The organism is Bifidobacterium sp. ESL0820 (genome assembly GCF_052606235.1).
Genome location: NZ_CP199594.1, coordinates 1,290,639 through 1,309,385 on the forward strand (window position 1 = coordinate 1,290,639; position 18,747 = coordinate 1,309,385).

Genomic DNA, 18,747 nt, shown 5'->3' on the forward strand with positions numbered 1-18,747 from the left:
TCCGAATGCCGGTAGACTCTATATTATGACGATTCCGGCAAAACATACTGCCTCGGTGGCTGTACTTCTTCCATGCTTCAATGAACAGCCCACCATCGGCAAAGTGATTGATGATTTTCGGGCAGCGCTCCCTTCGGCGACCATTTATGTGTATGACAACAATTCCACTGACGACACAGCACGAATCGCCACGCAGGAAGGCGCAGTAGTCAAGAAAGAACCACGCCAAGGCAAAGGCAACGTCATCCGTGCCATGTTCGAAGACATCGATGCCGATGTTTATATCATGGCCGATGGCGACGACACCTATCCAGCTGAAGCGTCTCCAGCCATGGTCGCTAAAATCCTCGAAGGTTATGACATGGTCATCGGAGACCGCCTAAGCTCGACATATTTCGAAGAGAACAAGCGGCCTTTCCACAACATAGGAAACAGGATGGTTCGTGGAGCAATCAATGGGCTTTTCCACGCTAATATCACCGATGTGATGACAGGCTACCGCGCATTCTCATTCACCTATGTCAAGACCTACCCGATTCAGTCCGAAGGCTTCGAAGTCGAAACGGAAATGACCATCCACAGCTTAGATAAAAACATCCGTATCTACGAGATGCCTATACAATATCGAGATCGGCCGGCCGGATCGGTGAGCAAACTGGACACAGTAGGCGACGGCATCAAAGTGCTATCCACTATTTTCCGTATGATCCGCGAATATAAGCCGCTGCCGTTCTTCGGTGGTTTAGGAACCGTCATTGGTCTGATTGGCTTTGGTTTTCTTTGCTCGGTCATGATTGAGTTCTGGCACACTGGTCTGGTGTCCCGCATCCCCACACTGATCGGATCCGTATTGCTCATACTTGCGGGTCTTTTGATGTTCATTACCGGGATCATTCTCGACGTGATCGCCAAGAATGATCGAAAACGCTACATAGAGAACAATAATCTCTTTGCATGTTTGCGGCGGCACTTTGGATGAATAATTTTGGGAGTATTCGTTCCTGCAAAGAAAATTTACATATTACTGCTCTACCGGGTGAACTTCCACCGCTGAGCTCCTGTGGAGTTGCTAGCATACAGCTGCAGAGGGTTTCCGTTGGTGATACGCCCTGAAGGAATATCTATGAGTTTATCGGTGTTTAAAGCTGAAATAATGCTATAGGCGCCATCGGATTCCCGTCTGATGATCCACTTTTGGGCATCGGTGCCGTTGGCGCGATATTGTTGGACTCTTGCACCATTGCTCGAAGCTGCTCCAGCCGCTTCGAGCACCTTCCCAGAATGCTCATTCACGATAGTGCGATATCCTGATACGTCCTGGGTCACGGACCACTGCTGGGCACCAGTGCCGTTGTCAGAATATAGCTGTACTGTCGCTCCATCTTCATAAGAGCCTCCAGACACGTCAATGACATACGAGCCATTAATCTTCGAGCGTATGCGATAGTGTCCGTCCGGCAAATCATTCCGATGCAACGAAGCAAGCCGATCAGGTTCAGTCATCTCTTTTGTAAGTTTCCATTGCTGAGCCTTCGAACCGTTTTGGGTGTATATTTGTAATCCTTTTCCGGCTATGGCCAGGCCTGAAGGAACATCCAGAGCCTTATTGGAGGCACTGCCTATGAAACCAAACGATTGTCCACCGAAATCTCTGATCATCCACCGCTGAGCCTGCGTACCATTACCAGCATACTGCTGAACTTTCGCACCGTTACTATTGCGACCACCCTGCACTTCTACCTGTTTGCCGCTCGCAGCATTCTTGATAGTATAAACACCGTTGCCCACCTGCGTGAATGCATAAAGCTGTGCATCGGTGCCATTCCAGCCATACAGCTGCAGACCAACGTCATTGTTGTGGGAAGCACCCGGCACATCAAGGACAAGATCTGCACCTGCCGCCGATTCCAGCCTGTAGTGCGATGAGACATCCACTGATGTCGTGGACGCCAGTTGGAAGCGCTGACAATCACTGCCATCAGGCGAAGAAAGAACGATGGTCGAACCATCCGCAAAGGAACCAACAGTCACATTAAGCACCCAATTGCCTAGTGCTGACTGCAAATAATAGGCATTGCCAGCATCGCGCAAATACCAGCGCTGCGCAGCAGTACCATTGAAGTCATATTGCCACACAGTGGCTCCGTTATGAGCTTGTCCACTGGAGACATCCAGCACCTTGCCGGAATTCACATTGGCAATTACGTAGCTGCCATCACCCTGCCGCTTGAATTCAAACTGTTGAGCTTTAGTGTTGTTATAGGAATATATCTGCAAGGGAATTTCACGGCTGAGACTGCCGCCGGCTATATCGATACTTGAGGCATCACGCTTGTGCAGATTGATGTAGTACTTCCCATCAGGCAGATTGATGGGTTCTAGACGATTCATATCAATGGAGGCCTCTGGAGTCAGTACTCCGCATGCATTAAGATCTACAGCTCCGGCGATACCTGAAATTCGTCCATTGTCAGCGTACTGCCAGCACCGGCGATTTGCAGGAAAAGCAAACCCTGTTCGGGAGCCGTAACTGGCGACCCAGTTAGTCCTTTGATGAATTCGCGTGCTGTTAAGCGCTGTATTCAAATAGCTGGTATACGAGTATACGGAGAGCCGGGCAAAACTTGCTGCTTGTAGCTGTTCGTACCAAGCCTCGACAATGCTGTCGTAGACTGCTGGACTAGTGGGCGGCACATGACCTTTCCAGGCCCAGTGTTCAAGGTCATAATATATCGGCATGCTCAAGTCAGAAGGCTTTACCCCTGCCTGTCGAAGCAGATCTGCAGTGCCTTCCCCTTCTTGCCGGGCGGTAGCGGCATCATAGGCATATGAATACAGGTAAAGGCCGAAAGGTATACCCAACCTTTTGCATTCGTTGATGTTACGACGAGCCTTGTTGTCAAGATCATTCCCCCATCCGTACCCTAAGCGGATGATGGCCGCCTCGACTCCAGCGCCTCGAGCCGCATTCCAGTCAATATCCCCCTGCCATTGGGAAACATCAATGACTCCTTTGGCCTGCTGTGCGAACAAGGTGCCATCGGCCTCGAAAAAGGCCTGTGAACCTCCGTATGTTCCCCAATGAGCGCCATAGCCATTGTTTTGTAATGACAGAACACCGATCTGGGCAGATTCAGGCACGCCGACAGAAGGAGCTATTGATGACCTCTCGAAAGATGCAGACGCATGGTTATCATGCTCAATCCCCTCTCTAACCTCGCTTACCTTATGGGGAATGAACCCTGTTCCACCTGTTCGGTAGAGAGGATCAGCCGGATGAGCATCCGTGCCGATAATTTTCGGATCACCGACTGTCTCACCTGTAACGATATTCTTCACTTCTCCATTTGTTGTTACTGCAAAATTTTTGGACACCATGGTCGCATTGTCCGGAATATTGTCAGCGACCGATCCCGCCGGCTGGCTGTCGTTCATCCCAGACACCCCATTGCTGCCAGAATATCCATACTCAACATTCTGCTGATGAACGGTATCGTTTAATCCCTGAAAGGCAGAAGAAGAAGTCGGCGCAAATATCATTCCTAACATAAGGAACAATGCACACCATCTAGACATCATTTACAGAGCCTCCCAAGCCAATGGGCCAAGCGTCACTAAATGTCCCTTATCGAACATAGCGCATGCGCGACACCATAGATGCGAATACCCAAATCCAACTACACTTTGACCGCTACATCAATCTCAATCATACTTCATCAATGACAGGAGAATCTGTATAACGCCCAGTCTTCGTGAGCCTCTGGTGGCGCAACATACTTCTGCACTTTATGCATAGCACCCGACTGTACATAATCATCTATCAGACGTTTATTATGAAAAGGATTGTACTGAGCCCTATAGGTGAACATCTGCAGACTAGGTGCCTGCGGCCCCATATCCAGGAAATATTTGGGATCGGATCTGGCTGGCTGATGACTATGGCTGGTATAAGAAGGATCTACTGGACAAACAGTTTCCAGAAGCTGCTTATCATCTCCTGAAGCAAACGCTTTTTCTACATCTGCAAAAACTTTGCCGTTTTTAGTGTCCATAGGGTTATATACCGGATATAGCATATTCAGCCCGTACAGGGTCATGCCGTACATGGACCCATTCAGGGGATCAGCAATGATCACTCCACGCGTGCCAACAGCCTCATGAACACGTGTCAAAACAACGTATTTGTCACGGGTGAGCTGCTCGTTCCAAGCCGTCTGCCAATTGGTATTACCTCTCGCGATATCAGCTTGTAAAGCCCTGGTACCATTGCCGATGTTGGCCATTACCAGTAAGAGAGCGAGCATTGCGCAAGTCACGGTTCGCAATAATTCGATAAAACCCGGAATTTTATATAGTTCGTCGGAACTTGGCTCGATGCCAATTCGATGGTTATGAGCATTGACCGCCTGGGCAATTAGTCGTGGACCGTGGGCATCAATTGACAGAAGCAGGCAGCGGCACCCGAAGACAAGAAGCGGAATCGTTGCCAGGGGAATCATTGTCAGTGGTCTGGTTTCACCTCGATACCAAGCCGCAGTGATGACGTTAGCCAATGGTCCAGATAGGGCAGCGCTGCATACGAAAATGACACCAGTCAGCACATATGAGCAGACCAGAGCCAACCCATCCTTGAGCCTGTCTCCCGACCATAGCAATGCAGCAATGACTGCCAGCCCTACGCATAATGACATCACCCAGCCGCTAACGCCTGGCAGATAATTGGTTACGACAATCCGTAAGGACTCACCTACGCTACGCGTAGGACGAAAGGTATGGAACCATGTTGCGGGTTGGGAGAAGTTCTTGCCGTGGTCACGGTGGGATACATACCAGTAAAAGGCAATTCCAGCGAAACCTACTGCGCAAAGCATAGATAGCACCGACTGCCAACTTGATTTGAATAATATAAAGAATCCCATAAGTACCAAGTAAGTAAAAGCTATACGTGGATGAGCAAGCAACACGACGAGCCAAAGCACGAGATTCACTACAAGCCAGCAGGCTATATTATGCAGTGAACGGTCGGACACCGTTGTAGCCGCATCAATCAGCTGCCATCCCGCATACAATAAAAATGGAAGTAGCGACATAGCTAAACCATAGGAGAACAAAGGCCCAGCATTGAAAAGCCAGTAGGGATGAGCTGCCGAAGAGACCGATAGACCAGGGATGAGCAGGGCCAACATGGCTTTATACCTGATTCTCAGATCTTTAAAGAAGCAGGAGCACCATAGCAGCATCCCGACGGGGAATACAAGACCTGAAGTGACGATCCAAACCAAATTGACCGCTGCGAATAGCCCCATTCGAATTCCAAGTGATTCACTCAACCGCATCAATCCATAGACGATCAGATGAAATAGCGGAGGATAAAAGCCATCGTTGGGGTTAAGTCGAATCGCTGCAGAAAGCCCATCATTAAGCAGCTTTCTGACGAAATAGTAATGCGAAGGCGCATCAATAGCATGTATAGGCTGGGTCCATACTGCAGAATCTTTCGGAAACCAAGCAAGCACTATTAACAGTGCAACAAGCGTGCCACAAAAACAAGCTGTGGGCATCGCCCAAGCACGGAATGCAGCAAGAATCCGCGGATGCATCACATCACTGCAAGAGGAGCAAACTGGTCCGCGCTCTTCAGAGAAATCAGCTGTACCAGTCGAAGATATTCGTTGGAGCTCCTGCCGGTCATCCGTACATGGATACATCCCGTGATCCTTCATCTTGTATCGTTGACGTATTCAAACTGGTATGAGCCTACACCTCGTTCACAAAAGACTGACCTGAATCAGGGCAGCATGCTCTGCAGACAAGACCAAGGGATCCTTCAACGAGACCTCGGAGTTGAAGCATAAACCTGCAAGACTCACGACGAATCCATCATTCGTCTGCCGAGTCCCAATCTTTACCAAGCAACCCGGCCGTATATTGTGATCGCTGAGCGTACGAAGTATTTGTGGATCCTCGTCGCTGACTCGTTGCACCCTTACCGTCGCCCCGTCGGCTACATCCGAGAGAGGTCTGATGGTTGTTGGCATAGGCGGCAGATCTCCGTCAGCCGATGGTATGGCATCCCCGTGTGGATCCGCAGTAGGGTGTCCGAGATATTCATCGATGCGGTCCACCATCTTGTCAGAGACGGCGTGCTCAAGGCTGTCCGCCTCCTCATGCACCTCATCCCATCCGTAACCGAGGACCTGCACCAGGAAGGTCTCCAGCAGCCTATGGCGCCGGACCATGGTGACCGCATAGCGACGACCGGTCTCGGTCAGCTCCACCTTGCCGTAAGGCCTGTGAGTGACCAGACCGGCATCGACCAGACGACCCAGCGCGCCCGAAACCGTCGACTGTTTCATGCCCGTCCTTTCGGCTACCGCAGTGGGCTGTACAGGGCCCTTGTCCCATTCCTGAAGATCCCAGATGACCTTGAGATAATCCTGGGCGCTGGAAGACAATTCGGCAATTCCCATGTTCCACAGTCTATAGCACAGATCCAAGGCGCGATCCGAGAGCAACCCTGCAGGCATATTTCGACATTGTCACAGATCACCTCTGGTATTCTTCATCAAGCGCCATTAGACTTCGAAGGGTCGAAGTCTATAGACAGCCGCGCGACCGCCATGGTCCACAATCAAGGAAGGTGACATGCCGAACACTCAGACCCGACCCGCCTCAGGGTCCGCCAGTCCAGCCGGATCCGAAGTCAGGACTCCGCCGTCCAGTCGGCAGCACCAATCCCATCCCATCATCGAGACGGCCAACGGACGCTCCCTGGAGGAGATCAATGCCACGGTCTCCGTACCCAACTCAACCTCCTCCTTCTGGAAGAACCTGGCAGCCTTCTCCGGCCCGGGCGCTCTGGTGGCAGTCGGCTACATGGATCCAGGCAACTGGATCACCTCCATCGGCGGCGGCGCCCAGTATGGCTACCTGCTCATGAGCGTCATCCTCATCTCCAGCCTGATCGCCATGATGCTGCAGTACATGTCGGCCAAGCTGGGAATCGTGACTGGTCTGGACCTGGCCCAGGCCACCCGCCAGCACACCAGCCGTCGGCTCAGCTTCGCCCTCTGGATCTGCACGGAACTGGCTGTGATGGCCACCGACATCGCCGAGGTGATCGGCGGGGCCATCGCCCTGAAATTGCTATTCGGCATTCCGTTGATCCTAGGGGTGACGCTGACCGTCCTGGATGTGCTTATCCTTCTGCTGCTGACCAAGATCGGCTTCCGGCGCATCGAGGCCATCGTAGCCACGCTGATCCTGGTCATCATGGCGGTCTTCCTCTACGAGGTTTTCCTGGCCAGGCCGGACGTGCCTGCAGTCTTCCGCGGGTTCATCCCCGACAAGGCCATCCTGGGTAACGGCCAGCTGACCATGGCTCTGGGCATCGTGGGTGCCACGGTCATGCCTCACAACCTCTACCTGCACTCATCCATCGTCCAGACCCGCGACTTCGACCGAAACGACGACCGTCAGGTTGCCAACGCGGTCCGCTTTGCCACCTGGGATTCCAACATCCAGCTGTCCGCCGCCTTCGTGGTCAACTGCCTGCTGCTGGTGCTGGGTGCGGCCATGTTCTTCGGACACGGCGAAGGGCTGGACACCTTCACCGCCCTCTACAACGCTCTCGGCGACAAGACCATCGCCGGCCCGGTCGCCTCCGGTCTGCTCTCCACCCTCTTCGCCGTAGCCCTATTGGCCTCAGGTCAGAACTCGACCATCACCGGCACCCTGACCGGACAGATCGTCATGGAGGGCTTCATCCGCATGAGGATCCCCCTCTGGCTGCGCAGGCTGGTCACCCGTGTGATCTCCATCATCCCCGTGCTGATCTGCACGATCGCCTTCGGCGGCAAGGAGTCCGCTCTGGATAGCCTGCTGGTCTACTCCCAGGTCTTCCTGTGCGTGGCCCTGCCCATATCCATGATCCCCTTGGTCTGGTTCACCTCCTCCAAGAAGATCATGGGCAAGTACGCCAACCCTCGATGGATGGCCTTCCTGGCTTGGATTGTGGTGGCTGTCCTGACCGGACTCAACCTTCAGCTGGTCATCCAGGATGTGGGCGAACTGATACAGATGCTCTGAGCACCAGTGCTCTAATGGGAGCCGCCGCCGTTTGCCGATTGAATAAGGCATCGTCGGCGGCTCTCTTGTAATTCCGCCCGCAACAGACACATCACTCTTCGTCGTCATGAGCATCTTGCTTGATTAGTGACATATCTGACTCTCGCTCTGCGCGCATATCCACCAACTCCATCCCTTGTCAGATACGGTGGAGAATAGCAGGATTTTATCAAGAGTCCTGCTATCAGCGACCGGACAGTCGACCAGAAGCAGGGTCGCAGACCAGGCCCGCATGGAACTGCCGATCGCAAAATCATAGATGTCACAGGAATCGAGCAGATATGAACGATAAACTCACTACCAACGAAGGGCAGCCCTGGGCAGACAACAACCATAGCCAGACGGCGGGCACCCGCGGACCCATCCTCATGCAGGACTACCAGCTCCTCGAAAAGCTGGCCCACTTCAACCGCGAGCGCATACCAGAGCGCGTAGTCCACGCCAAGGGAGCCGGAGCCAAGGGAACCTTCACCTTGACCAAAGACATGAGCGCCTATACCAAGGCCGATGTATTCAATGGAGCCGGCAAGACCACGCCCATCCTGCTGCGCTTCTCCCAGGTGGCCGGCGAATCCGGCTATCCCGACACCCTGCGCGACGTGCGCGGTTTCGCCCTGCGCTTCTACACCCAGGAGGGCAACTACGACGTGGTGGGCAACAACACCCCCATATTCTTCGTCAACGATCCCCTGAAGTTCCCTGACTTCATCCACTCGCAGAAGCGTGACCCGGCCACCCACCTGCGCAGCCAGGAGATGCAGTGGGACTTCTGGTCGCACTCCCCCGAGTCGGTACATCAGGTGACCTACCTGATGGGCGACAGGGGCAACCCTGCCAGCTACCGGAATATGAACGGCTACGGAAGCCACACCTTCAAGTGGGTCAATGCGAAAGGCGAGCAGTTCTGGGTCAAGTACCACTTCCTGAGCGAGCAGGGCGTGAAGAACATGACCGACGAGACCGCCGCCAAGGTCGCCTCCGAGGACACGGACTTCCTCCTGCATGATCTCTACGATGCCATTGACCGGGGCGACTACCCCAAGTGGAAGGTCTGCGTGCAGATCCTTCCCTACCAGGAGGGCCTGGACTACAAGGACGATATCTTCGACGTGACCAAGGTCGTCTCCAAGAAGGACTATCCGCGCATTGAGATAGGCGAGTTCGTGTTGGACACCAACCCGACCAACTATTTCGATGATGTGGAGGAAGCCGCCTTCTCCCCCGCCAACTTCGTTCCTGGCATTGAGCCTTCCCCCGACAAGCTGCTGCAGGGCCGTCTTTTCGGGTACAAGGACGCCGAACGTTACCGTCTGGGCGCCAACTACGAACAGCTGCCCATCAACCGCCCGGTCAGCGAGGTCCACAACTACGAGCGGGACGGTTTCATGTCCCAGGGTCAGGATGGATCGGTCAACTACGAGCCCAACAGCAAGGGCGGCCCCGTGGAAGACAACGATGCCAAAATGCACAGCGATGCCGTCCAAGGGCAGACCGAGTACTCCCGCCCCTATGACAATGATTACTATTCCGCGGCCGGCCGTCTCTATAGGCTGATGAGCCCGGAGGAGAAAGACCGCCTGATACAGACCATCAAGAACACCCTGGGCTCTGTCGATGACCAGGAGATCCAGGTTCTCGAGACCAGGCAGTTCTACCAGGCTGACCCGGAGTACGGCCAGCGCGTGGCTGAGGCTCTTGGCCTTTCCATGGATCAGATCAAGTAATGCAAGAACAGGGTGGGAACTGCCGGCGACACGTCTGGACTGGCCTGCAATCCCCGCCCTGTGTTACTATTTCCTAGTTGCCTTGATCAGGGTCACATAGACTACGACCCCATTCATTGCAGCCATGGAGGATTCGCCTAGTGGTCTATGGCGCACGCTTGGAAAGCGTGTTGGGTTCACGCCCTCACGAGTTCGAATCTCGTATCCTCCGCCAGCAGAGTCTTGGACAATGGCCCAAGACTCTTTTTGTACGCACAATATCGACATTGCCATTCTTTGCACTGTCGATCCTCTTGCTTTCCCCTTTGTTTGGTCTTAGCAGGTCGTTTAGTATAGCGAGCTAGGCGGTCTTGTTACGATAAGGTGCCTCATCATCTAAGCACCTCGCAAGTGAGGAATGTCCGGAGGCGACAAGAGGCTGCGAGCAGAGCGGGACAGAGAAAGTTCAGAGCCATGCCTTTGCAGACTTACGGCAAATGCAGGCGAAGATGTGCTCAGGCCCGTCATCAGCTACAAGTTAGCACCCATATGCTGTGCGACGGGTGATCTTACTTAAGCGAATCACCGGTCGCTTCCTCGCAGGTTCGAGACCGGGTGGAAAAGTCACTGGCAATTCTGGTCGCCAGGCTGATAGGCGCCTCTTCTGGTCTAAGCGCTGAGTACATCCACAGTAGATTGCAGGTTATGCGATGAGAAAACGTGCTTCAAATCAGTTTGTATTTCGTACATCTATATCAGCGTCATACCTTTGCTGCAATCGGGCATTAGCACAAGGGTATGGTCGCCGGTGCATGCAATTGTTCTGCTATTGTTCTGCTATTTTTAGGATGCATCGCCGGCAAGAGCATAACTGATTCGATTACCGAGGGCTTCCTTCGCCCCGTATTGGATAACGCTTTTCTCTTCCTTGTCGAATTCCTGGCCTTGCCCTGCACAATAGTTGTTTTCTACCTCCTCGGTATTTCCCTGCTTGACTGATTCTGGTATCTTTTCGGGCTTGAGTTATTCCGGATGGTGTTGGTCTGCGCCCGAGAAGCAGTCTGGATCCGAAATGGGTTGCCAGGCACTGCAAAAGACGCTCGATAAGTAAAAACCTTTATCTTCATCCTCACTTATGTATGCCTGTCTGGGGCCTACAATAAATTTCCCAATCCAAGCATTTCCCGACAGCAAAGGTTCTCTTCGCCGCTCCAGAATCCTACTCACATTATGCAGTTAGCATTTTTCGATAGTTTTAAACATCAAATTATGGCTGTGCATGCATCCCTGCCCGTTGGCATTATGAGCCAATCCATGTCCGTATAAACCTCTGCATTGAGACGAAAAGACGCCTTTCTTGCTCAGTTATAGTTCTGCGCGAAAGGCCTCACTGGTATCGTCATAGAGCATAATCTGCACTTCATCAGTCATGCCGACTGGGTGATCGATCTGGGTCCATGGGCCGGGAGTGAGGGCGGCAAGGTGCTGTTTGAAGGGGCTCCTCTTGCACTGATGCGCCGCAATGACACTCCCACAGCCCGAGCCATGAATACCTATTTCGGCTTTACCAAGGATTCAGCAACGCAACCTTAAGCGGCTGCATTCAGATCAACAAGAGTTCAGCAATCTTGCAGACGACGCTTCTGCCTGCCATCCTGATCGAAATTGTCATCATCAAGCCAGGTCTCCAGCCGCTCTTTCATTGCTGGCCATTCACTATCTGTTACGGAAAACCAATCCGTATCCCGAGTTCGGCCCTTGTAGACCATATCGTTTCTGAAACGGCCTTCAGCCTTGAATCCCAGCCTCAGCGCAGCTGCCCGGGAGGGCGCGTTGAGGCTGTCGCACTTCCACTCGTATCGGCGATAGCCCAAGTCCTCGAAGACATGCCGAGCCATCAGATACTGGGCTTCAGTTGCCTGTCTGCTTCTCTGCAACTCCCTGGTATAGATGACATGGCCCATCTCGACGCTTCCCATATCCGCCCGAATCCGCATCAAGGCATACATGCCCAACAGATCCGACGAACGATCAAGCTTCACCAGCTCCGGTAAATACGAATTCTCCCCGCCCGCAAGCCGTCCAATACCAAGATCGGATGTGGAGGGCTTACGCAGAATGGCAAAGAAGAGAGGATCCCGGCTTGCAATCATAGATGCGAAGTCTGAGTCGAATGCTGGTCTATCAGGGTAGAGATCGTGGGTGCTATAGGTCATGATGGATTCGTCGCATTCCGGACTGAAAATCCGCTCATAGAAGGCATCACCTTGGTTTTCGTCCAAGGGCACTACCAGAACGGTCCTGCCAGTCAAGTTGACAGGCTCCGGCATCATGGCCCCGGCAAACGAAATCGCATCCCCAATATGTTGACCAAACTCATTGGTCCTCATACCCGCATCTCCTCCTTTGGAACGATGCCCGCTCCGTCATCGTACGGAAGAGGTGGCCCCAAAAGCATCAGCTATAACTCCGTACAATCCTGGCACTTAGGCTACCAAGCAAACACCCAAAAAGTCCGTATGGATCCGCCTCACGCAACCACGTATGATCACCCTTGCTACCTCCTTATCATCTCGTGCACAAAATGCTGATTCGCCGCCATATTTGTCCACATGCATTCAAGCTGGAGGACCGACGCATCTGCGAGAATTAGACTGATACGCACGAGGAAATGAACGAGTAACTCCATCCGGTATTCCCTCTGCCTACCGTCAGCATCGACCAAGGGAGTGATCACCATGTCCAAGGCTTTGATCGTCGTGGATGTTCAACCGACCTTCTGTGAAGGAGGTGAGCTGGGAGTCGAGGGCGGCAACGTCACAGCCGGCAAAATCGCCGACTATGTCCACAGCCGTGCTGGGGACTACGCTTACATGGCCACCACCCAGGATTGGCACATCGAGCCTGGATCTCACTGGTCCGATCATCCGGATTTCGTGGACACCTGGCCCAAACACGGCGTAGCGGGCTCGCATGGGGCGGAGCTGCATCCCAGTATTCGTGGGCTGGGTATCACCCATCACTTCAAAAAGGGTCAGTATTCCGCCGCCTACTCCGGGTTCGAAGGCATCGAAGACAACACCGATCGGATCCAGAGCAGGGAAGAGTTCGCCTCGGCCAAGTCATCAGGCATCACCTTGACCGACGCCCTGGCACATGCTGGGGTCAACCAAGTGGATGTAGTCGGCATCGCCGAATCCCACTGCGTCAAGGAAACGGCCCTGGATGCTGCGAAACTGGGCTACCAGGTCACGGTCTTCGAGGATCTGACTGTCCCGGTCAGCGAGGATCAGGGCGTTGAGGCTCGAAAGGCCATGGCCCAAGCCGGCATTCGTCTGCTTTCCTCCAGCGGCAACTGAAGGCAGCGGCAGAGGAGTTCACCAGGGCTGGATGGTAGGGCCTACGGTGAACTCCGATACATTGGTATCCTCAGGCTGATCGATGGCAAAGGCCACCACTTGGGCCACCCGTTCGGGATCAATCTGGTAGCTGTCGTAGGTCTTGTTCATATCAGCCAGAGTCTGCTTGTCCGTGATAGTACCCAGCAGTTCAGTCTTAATGGCCGCCGGGTAAATGGTAGAGGTGCGGATATGTGTCCCCTCCTGGGCGGACTCCATCCTGAGCACCTCCATCAGATCACGCAGGCCCCACTTGGTTGCCCCGTAGACCGCTCCGCCAGTATAGGCTTTGAGCCCAGCAACTGAAGAGGTGGCGATGAACTGCCCGTGACGCTGCCCGGCGAACTCCGGCAGGGCCGCAGCAATGCCATACAATGCGCCTTTGAGGTTGACGTCAATGGTGCGGTCCCACTCGTCCACATGCAGGGCCGACAAGGGCGAGTTAGGCATGAGTCCAGCGTTGAGGAATACCACGTCCACTCCGCCAAACTGCTTCTTGGCGAAAGCCACGAAGTCCTTATTGGCCTGCCGATCGGTCACATCCAGAGCCATAGAGGCCGCCTGGCCACCACCCTGAACGATGTCGTTCACGATTGCATCCAGCCGATCCTTGCGGCGAGCGCCCAGCACCACCTTGGCACCTCGCTGCGCCAACAGCCTCGCTGTGGCCTCCCCGATGCCGGACGAAGCTCCGGTGATCAACACTGTCTTATCTGCAACTGTCATAACAGTCCCACCTTTCCTTTATCTTCAATCGGCCTGATGGTACAACCTCGAGTCGCTGGAAGTGCAAGTCACAAATGGGCCGCCTGTGACTTACCCATCAGAATCTATGATTTCAAAATCGACAGACCGAACCGGCACGAGGCCACAAACCCCCCTACTAATAGCAAGAATCCGAAATAAAAGGACAATTTTACTGGTCGCAACCCAATTATCCGGCCTTAGTGTGAGACGTAAGGAGACAGCATCGGAGCTGCTTCGGGCCGCTCGACTCCCCCAGACATAACCTTAAAAGACAAAGGAGCAGGTAATGTCGTCAACCGAACAGGTCAAAATTTCGGACACCACCTTGGTCATTCCCACCTACGGAGTCGGCAAACCGGATAAGAATCCTCAATTTATTGAAAAACGCGTCTATCAGGGATCCTCGGGCAAGGTCTATCCGTACCCTGTAATCACTTCCATCAAAGACACTAAGGAAGACAAGTCATACAAAGCAGTCATCATTGAGAATGAATATATAAAGGTAACCGTGCTCCCCGAGCTAGGGGGCAGAATCCAATATGCCCAGGATAAGACCAACGGGTACGATTTCGTTTACCGAAACGATGTCATCAAGCCTGCACTGGTCGGCCTTACAGGACCGTGGATCTCGGGAGGCATCGAATTTAACTGGCCTCAGCACCATCGCCCCACTACTTTCAGTCCAGTTGATTACCGTCTTGTCGACCTCGCCAATGGTGGCAAGGGTGTCCAATGTCATGATGTCGACCAGATGTACGGCACCGAGGTCGTCACTACAATCGCCCTCTATCCAGGTAAAGCGTACATAGCCATCACGGGAGATCTCTACAATGGCACAAGCCTTCCCCAGACTTTCCTTTGGTGGGCTAACCCAGCCGTATCTGTCAACGACCATACCAAGACGGTCATGCCTCCGGATGTGACAGCGGTGATGGATCACGGCAAACGCGACGTGAGCAGATATCCTATCGCCACAGGCACCTATTACAAGCACGACTATTCAGAAGGCGTGGACATAGGCAGATACAAGAACGTCCCCGTTCCCACCTCCTATATGGCTGCTGGAAGCAAGTACGACTTCGTTGGTGGATACGATTATGCAGCTCAAGCCGGCATCCTGCATTATGCCGACCACCACATCAGTCCCGGCAAAAAACAGTGGGTCTGGGGTAGCGGCGATTTTGGACATGCCTGGGATCGGAACCTGACCGATGACAATGGCCCCTATGCCGAACTCATGACCGGTGTATTCACAGACAACCAACCGGATTTCAGCTGGCTCAAACCCTTCGAAACCAAACGCTTCACTCAGTATTTCATGCCGTATAAGGCCTGCGGTCTGGTAAAAAACGCTACGTTAGACGCTGCTGTGAACATGGAGTTTGGCCCTGTTGATCCCGCGAAAGCCGCCGGAGAGACCGAAGGCGTCGATGGCAGCGGCTTGTCGGATGGGCAGGGCCGGGTAACCGTGTACGCCACACACCTTGTAGACCATGGTCTGGTCAAGGTCACGAATCGTAAAGGCGAGACCCTACTCGAACGAACCACTCGACTGAGCCCCGTCAATATCCTCACTGAAGAGTTCGACACTCATGGGGCGGCTCCCACAGACATGACCGTATCGGTCACTGACCAAGACACCGGCAAGGAACTCGTCTCTTACACTCCGGAACCAGATACTATCGACAAACTGCCCAGCCCCGCAAAAGCCGCACCCAAACCGAGCGATGTCGCCACCAATGAGGAGCTATTCCTAATCGGCACCCATCTCGAACAATACCGCCATGCCACATATCGTCCCGATCCCTACTATCTGGAAGGACTGCAACGTGACCCCGGCGATGCCAGGATCAACAATGCCTATGGCCTGCTTCTGCTACGACGTGGCGTATTCGAAAAAGCAAAGGAACATTTCCAAAAGGCCATCGATCGCATAACCAGCCGTAACCCCAACCCCTATGATTCAGAACCATACTTCAATCTCGGCTTGGCCAATTGGTATCTGGGACTGGAAGATCAGGCATACGATGCCTTTTACAAGTCGACCTGGGATGATTCCCAGCAAGAAATGGGCTTCTTCTATCTCGCCGCAATCAGCGCACGCCGCGGCGACTGGTCTCAATCCTTGGACTTCGTCAACAGAAGCCTGGTGAAGAACTCCGAGAACATCAGGGCTAGAGGGCTCAAAGCCTACTTGTTGCGTAAATTGGGCCGAACTGACGAGGCCGCCAGCCAGGTGGAGAAGAACCTCGCCTTAGACGCATTTGACTTCGTCTCACAATACGAACACTACCTGACCACAGGCAACAAACACGATTTGGACCTTACCCGGGGATTCACGAAGAACCACATCAAAGCAGCTCGCGAATACGCGTCCTTCGGAGCCTACGATGAAGCCTTGGCCATGCTGAACCAAGCCAAAGGCCAGGATCCGATGCTGGACTACTACAAAGGCTATTACCTGGCAGCCATGAATCGTACTGACCAAGCCAAGGAAGCTGTCCTGAAAGGCGAGGAAGACGACAGCTACTGCTGCTTCCCCAACACCTTGGACGATATTCAGGTCCTTCAGACTGCGATGAAGATGGGCGCCAACGCCAAGGCACCTTATTATCTGGGATGCCTTTATTACGACAAGCTTCAATCAGACAGGGCTATCAAGCTGTGGCAGACCAGTGCTCAGAACGATCCGAACTTCCCCACTGTCCACCGCAATTTATCCCTGGCATACTATAACAAGCGACATGACGAAGCCGGTGCCCTAGAGCAGATGGAAAAGGCCTTCAGCCTCGATCCAACAGATTCCAGCATTTTCCTGGAGCTGGATCAACTCCGTCGGATGCTTGGATGGACCTACAGCCAGCGTCTGGTCGAATACCGCCGCAATCTCAACGCCGTTCAAGAGCGAGATGACTTGTACATCGAGTATCTGACAGTGCTCAACATGACCGGCAACTATCGCGAAGCCTATGAACTGATGGGCAAGCGGCATTTCCATCCTTGGGAAGGCGGAGAGGGGAAGATCACAGCCCAATACCGCATCAGCCTGACGCTCATGGCAAAGGACGCAATGAATGCCCAAGACTGGCAAACAGCTAAGGATCTGCTGACCAAGGCCCAGTCCTATCCAGAAAATCTGGGCGAGGGCAAGCTCGAAGGACAGAAAGACAACGATCTGCATTATCTCTTAGGCCTGGTCGAGGCACAGATGGGTCATGATGATGCTGCAAAAGCTCAATTCCGTCAAGCGACCATCGGACCGGACGAGGTCAAGGGGGCAATGTTCTATAATGATCAGCCTGCAGAAATGATCCTGTACCAGGGCCTAGCCCATGCTGCACTGGGTGAACACGGACCTGCCAATGCCAGGTTCTACCGCCTGCTGGACTTCGGCGAACAGCACCTGAACGATCAAGCAGCTATAGAATACTTCGCAGTATCCCTTCCTGACTTCGTAATCTACGACAAGGATTACACAAGAATGAACCACATTCATTGCTTGTATGTCATGGCCTTAGCCAACATCGGATTGGGCAAGGCGCAAAAGGCGTCGGATCTGCTCGCCAAGGCTATGTCCGAAGATCCCAGCCACATCCAGGTCAACCTATTTAGCGACGAACTCTCACATCGACATATATTGATGAACAGTTCCGCCGCAACCAAGGCGACAGCATGAAGGCAGCGGACATGTCTGCCAGCGAATTCGGCAGATTAGACGATGATAGAGCCGCACACCTGTTCAAGCTCCGGAATGGACAGGGGCAATCGGCAACAATCACCGATTACGGAGCGCGGCTTGTCTCTTTCCTCACCCCGGACAGTGCCGGAGATCTTAGACAAATCGTCTTAGGGTGCCCGGATTTAGCGAGCTATTGCGCTGACGCCTGCTGTCTGGGTGCCATCATCGGACGCAATGCCAACAGGATATCCAATGCCCAGTTTCAGCTGAATGGACGCACATACCGATTAGAGGCGAACGACGGCAAGAACAACAACCACAGCGGCCCTGACGGTTACGAGCACCGGCTGTGGACGACTGATTCGTACGACGACCGGCATGTCACCTTGAGGATGGATACCCCAGACGGCGATCAAGGCTTTCCGGGAGCCATGTCGATCACGGTATGCTACAGACTTCAGGATGACGGACTCGAAATAACCTTCGAAGGCGCCACGGATACAGACACCATATGCAATCTCACCAATCATGCCTACTTCAATCTGGATGGCGATGGATCTGGCAATATTCTGGATCACACACTGCAGATAAATGCAGATACGTTCTGCCCCATCCTCGGTGAGGATGCCATACCAACAGGCTCTCGACAGGCCGTGGCCGATACTCCGATGGATTTCAGGAAACCCTGCAGCATCGGTGAGCGGCGCGATCCGGCTTTCGACCAGATCAGACTTGGGCACGGCTACAACCATGCCTATCCGATCGACAAAAGCCCCCGGCAGTTCGGCCATATGGCCACGCTAACCAGCGCGAAGACCGGCATTCGACTCGACGTCTTTTCTGATCTGCCCGCAATCCAGATCTACACCGGTGACTATCTGAGCAACACCCGAGCTAGAGATGGCCACCGCTATGGGCCTAGGGAGGGCATAGCGCTTGAGTGCGAATTTGTACCCAACGCCATCAACAGCGACGACCCCATAAAACCCATCTTGAGAGCAGGCGACATTTATGCCGCCAGGATCTACTACCGAACGAGCATCATCTCTTGAAACAACAGCGATCCGTCAACAACATAGAAAGAAGTTTCTCA

At 53.5% G+C, this 18,747-nt stretch carries 11 protein-coding genes and 1 tRNA gene; 7 read left to right on the plus strand and 5 right to left on the minus strand.

Going from position 1 to position 18,747, the window contains the following annotated elements; translation table 11 throughout:
- Positions 1-25 precede the first annotated feature (25 nt).
- A complete protein-coding gene (locus tag ACUIAH_RS05180; RefSeq protein ID WP_445340557.1) occupies positions 26-979 on the plus strand; it encodes a glycosyltransferase in 954 nt (317 codons plus the stop codon).
- A gap of 50 nt (positions 980-1,029) precedes the next feature.
- On the opposite strand, the gene ACUIAH_RS05185 is transcribed toward ACUIAH_RS05180, so the two are convergent.
- The 3 genes from ACUIAH_RS05185 to ACUIAH_RS05195 all read right to left on the minus strand — a co-directional run bounded on the left by ACUIAH_RS05185 (position 1,030) and on the right by ACUIAH_RS05195 (position 6,470).
- Positions 1,030-3,549 carry an RICIN domain-containing protein gene (locus tag ACUIAH_RS05185; RefSeq protein ID WP_445340558.1) on the minus strand — a complete coding sequence of 840 codons (2,520 nt, stop codon included), beginning with the start codon at positions 3,547-3,549 and terminating at the stop codon, positions 1,030-1,032.
- Positions 3,550-3,716: 167 nt separating this feature from the next.
- Positions 3,717-5,600 (minus strand): DUF6541 family protein, encoded by a 1,884-nt coding sequence (locus tag ACUIAH_RS05190; protein ID WP_445340559.1) that lies wholly within the window; start codon positions 5,598-5,600, stop codon positions 3,717-3,719.
- Between the two features lie 168 nt (positions 5,601-5,768).
- Positions 5,769-6,470, minus strand: coding sequence for a metal-dependent transcriptional regulator (locus ACUIAH_RS05195; RefSeq protein ID WP_445340560.1), 702 nt, complete (start codon positions 6,468-6,470; stop codon positions 5,769-5,771).
- 175 nt (positions 6,471-6,645) lie between these two features.
- On the opposite strand from ACUIAH_RS05195, the gene ACUIAH_RS05200 reads away from it, so the two are divergent.
- The 3 genes from ACUIAH_RS05200 to ACUIAH_RS05210 all read left to right on the plus strand — a co-directional run bounded on the left by ACUIAH_RS05200 (position 6,646) and on the right by ACUIAH_RS05210 (position 10,065).
- Positions 6,646-8,088 carry an Nramp family divalent metal transporter gene (locus ACUIAH_RS05200; protein WP_445340561.1) on the plus strand — a complete coding sequence of 481 codons (1,443 nt, stop codon included), beginning with the start codon at positions 6,646-6,648 and terminating at the stop codon, positions 8,086-8,088.
- Between the two features lie 320 nt (positions 8,089-8,408).
- Positions 8,409-9,851: a catalase gene (locus tag ACUIAH_RS05205; protein ID WP_445340562.1), complete on the plus strand. Its 1,443-nt coding sequence runs from the start codon at positions 8,409-8,411 to the stop codon at positions 9,849-9,851.
- 126 nt (positions 9,852-9,977) lie between these two features.
- Positions 9,978-10,065 (plus strand) — tRNA-Ser (locus ACUIAH_RS05210).
- 1,384 nt (positions 10,066-11,449) lie between these two features.
- Here ACUIAH_RS05210 and ACUIAH_RS05215 read toward each other — a convergent pair.
- A complete protein-coding gene (locus ACUIAH_RS05215) occupies positions 11,450-12,220 on the minus strand; it encodes a GNAT family N-acetyltransferase (RefSeq protein ID WP_445340563.1) in 771 nt (256 codons plus the stop codon).
- A gap of 348 nt (positions 12,221-12,568) precedes the next feature.
- Here ACUIAH_RS05215 and ACUIAH_RS05220 point away from each other — a divergent pair, with 348 nt between their 5' ends.
- Positions 12,569-13,189, plus strand: a complete 621-nt coding sequence (locus ACUIAH_RS05220; protein ID WP_445340564.1) for an isochorismatase family protein — start codon at positions 12,569-12,571, stop codon at positions 13,187-13,189.
- A gap of 18 nt (positions 13,190-13,207) precedes the next feature.
- Here ACUIAH_RS05220 and ACUIAH_RS05225 read toward each other — a convergent pair whose 3' ends face one another.
- The gene (locus tag ACUIAH_RS05225; RefSeq protein WP_445340565.1) at positions 13,208-13,954 is read right to left on the minus strand and encodes an SDR family oxidoreductase; all 747 of its coding nucleotides are present in this window, start codon (positions 13,952-13,954) and stop codon (positions 13,208-13,210) included.
- A 307-nt stretch (positions 13,955-14,261) separates the two neighbouring features.
- Here ACUIAH_RS05225 and ACUIAH_RS05230 point away from each other — a divergent pair, with 307 nt between their 5' ends.
- The gene (locus tag ACUIAH_RS05230; protein ID WP_445340566.1) at positions 14,262-17,651 is read left to right on the plus strand and encodes a DUF5107 domain-containing protein; all 3,390 of its coding nucleotides are present in this window, start codon (positions 14,262-14,264) and stop codon (positions 17,649-17,651) included.
- Entirely contained in the window at positions 17,648-18,706 is a 1,059-nt protein-coding gene (locus ACUIAH_RS05235; protein ID WP_445340567.1) for an aldose epimerase family protein, read from the plus strand. The genes ACUIAH_RS05230 and ACUIAH_RS05235 overlap by 4 nt, the downstream gene beginning before the upstream one ends.
- Positions 18,707-18,747 lie beyond the last annotated feature (41 nt).

Bases quoted from the DNA above. Each gene is read 5' to 3' on its own strand.
- ACUIAH_RS05235 (WP_445340567.1), top strand. From the start codon at position 17,648: ATGAAGGCAGCGGACATGTCTGCCAGCGAATTCGGCAGATTAGACGAT.
- ACUIAH_RS05230 (WP_445340566.1), top strand. From the start codon at position 14,262: ATGTCGTCAACCGAACAGGTCAAAATTTCGGACACCACCTTGGTCATT.
- ACUIAH_RS05200 (WP_445340561.1), top strand. From the start codon at position 6,646: ATGCCGAACACTCAGACCCGACCCGCCTCAGGGTCCGCCAGTCCAGCC.
- ACUIAH_RS05215 (WP_445340563.1), bottom strand. From the start codon at position 12,220: ATGAGGACCAATGAGTTTGGTCAACATATTGGGGATGCGATTTCGTTT.
- ACUIAH_RS05185 (WP_445340558.1), bottom strand. From the start codon at position 3,549: ATGTTAGGAATGATATTTGCGCCGACTTCTTCTTCTGCCTTTCAGGGA.
- ACUIAH_RS05195 (WP_445340560.1), bottom strand. From the start codon at position 6,470: ATGGGAATTGCCGAATTGTCTTCCAGCGCCCAGGATTATCTCAAGGTC.
- ACUIAH_RS05180 (WP_445340557.1), top strand. From the start codon at position 26: ATGACGATTCCGGCAAAACATACTGCCTCGGTGGCTGTACTTCTTCCA.
- ACUIAH_RS05205 (WP_445340562.1), top strand. From the start codon at position 8,409: ATGAACGATAAACTCACTACCAACGAAGGGCAGCCCTGGGCAGACAAC.
- ACUIAH_RS05190 (WP_445340559.1), bottom strand. From the start codon at position 5,600: ATGCATCCGCGGATTCTTGCTGCATTCCGTGCTTGGGCGATGCCCACA.
- ACUIAH_RS05225 (WP_445340565.1), bottom strand. From the start codon at position 13,954: ATGACAGTTGCAGATAAGACAGTGTTGATCACCGGAGCTTCGTCCGGC.
- ACUIAH_RS05220 (WP_445340564.1), top strand. From the start codon at position 12,569: ATGTCCAAGGCTTTGATCGTCGTGGATGTTCAACCGACCTTCTGTGAA.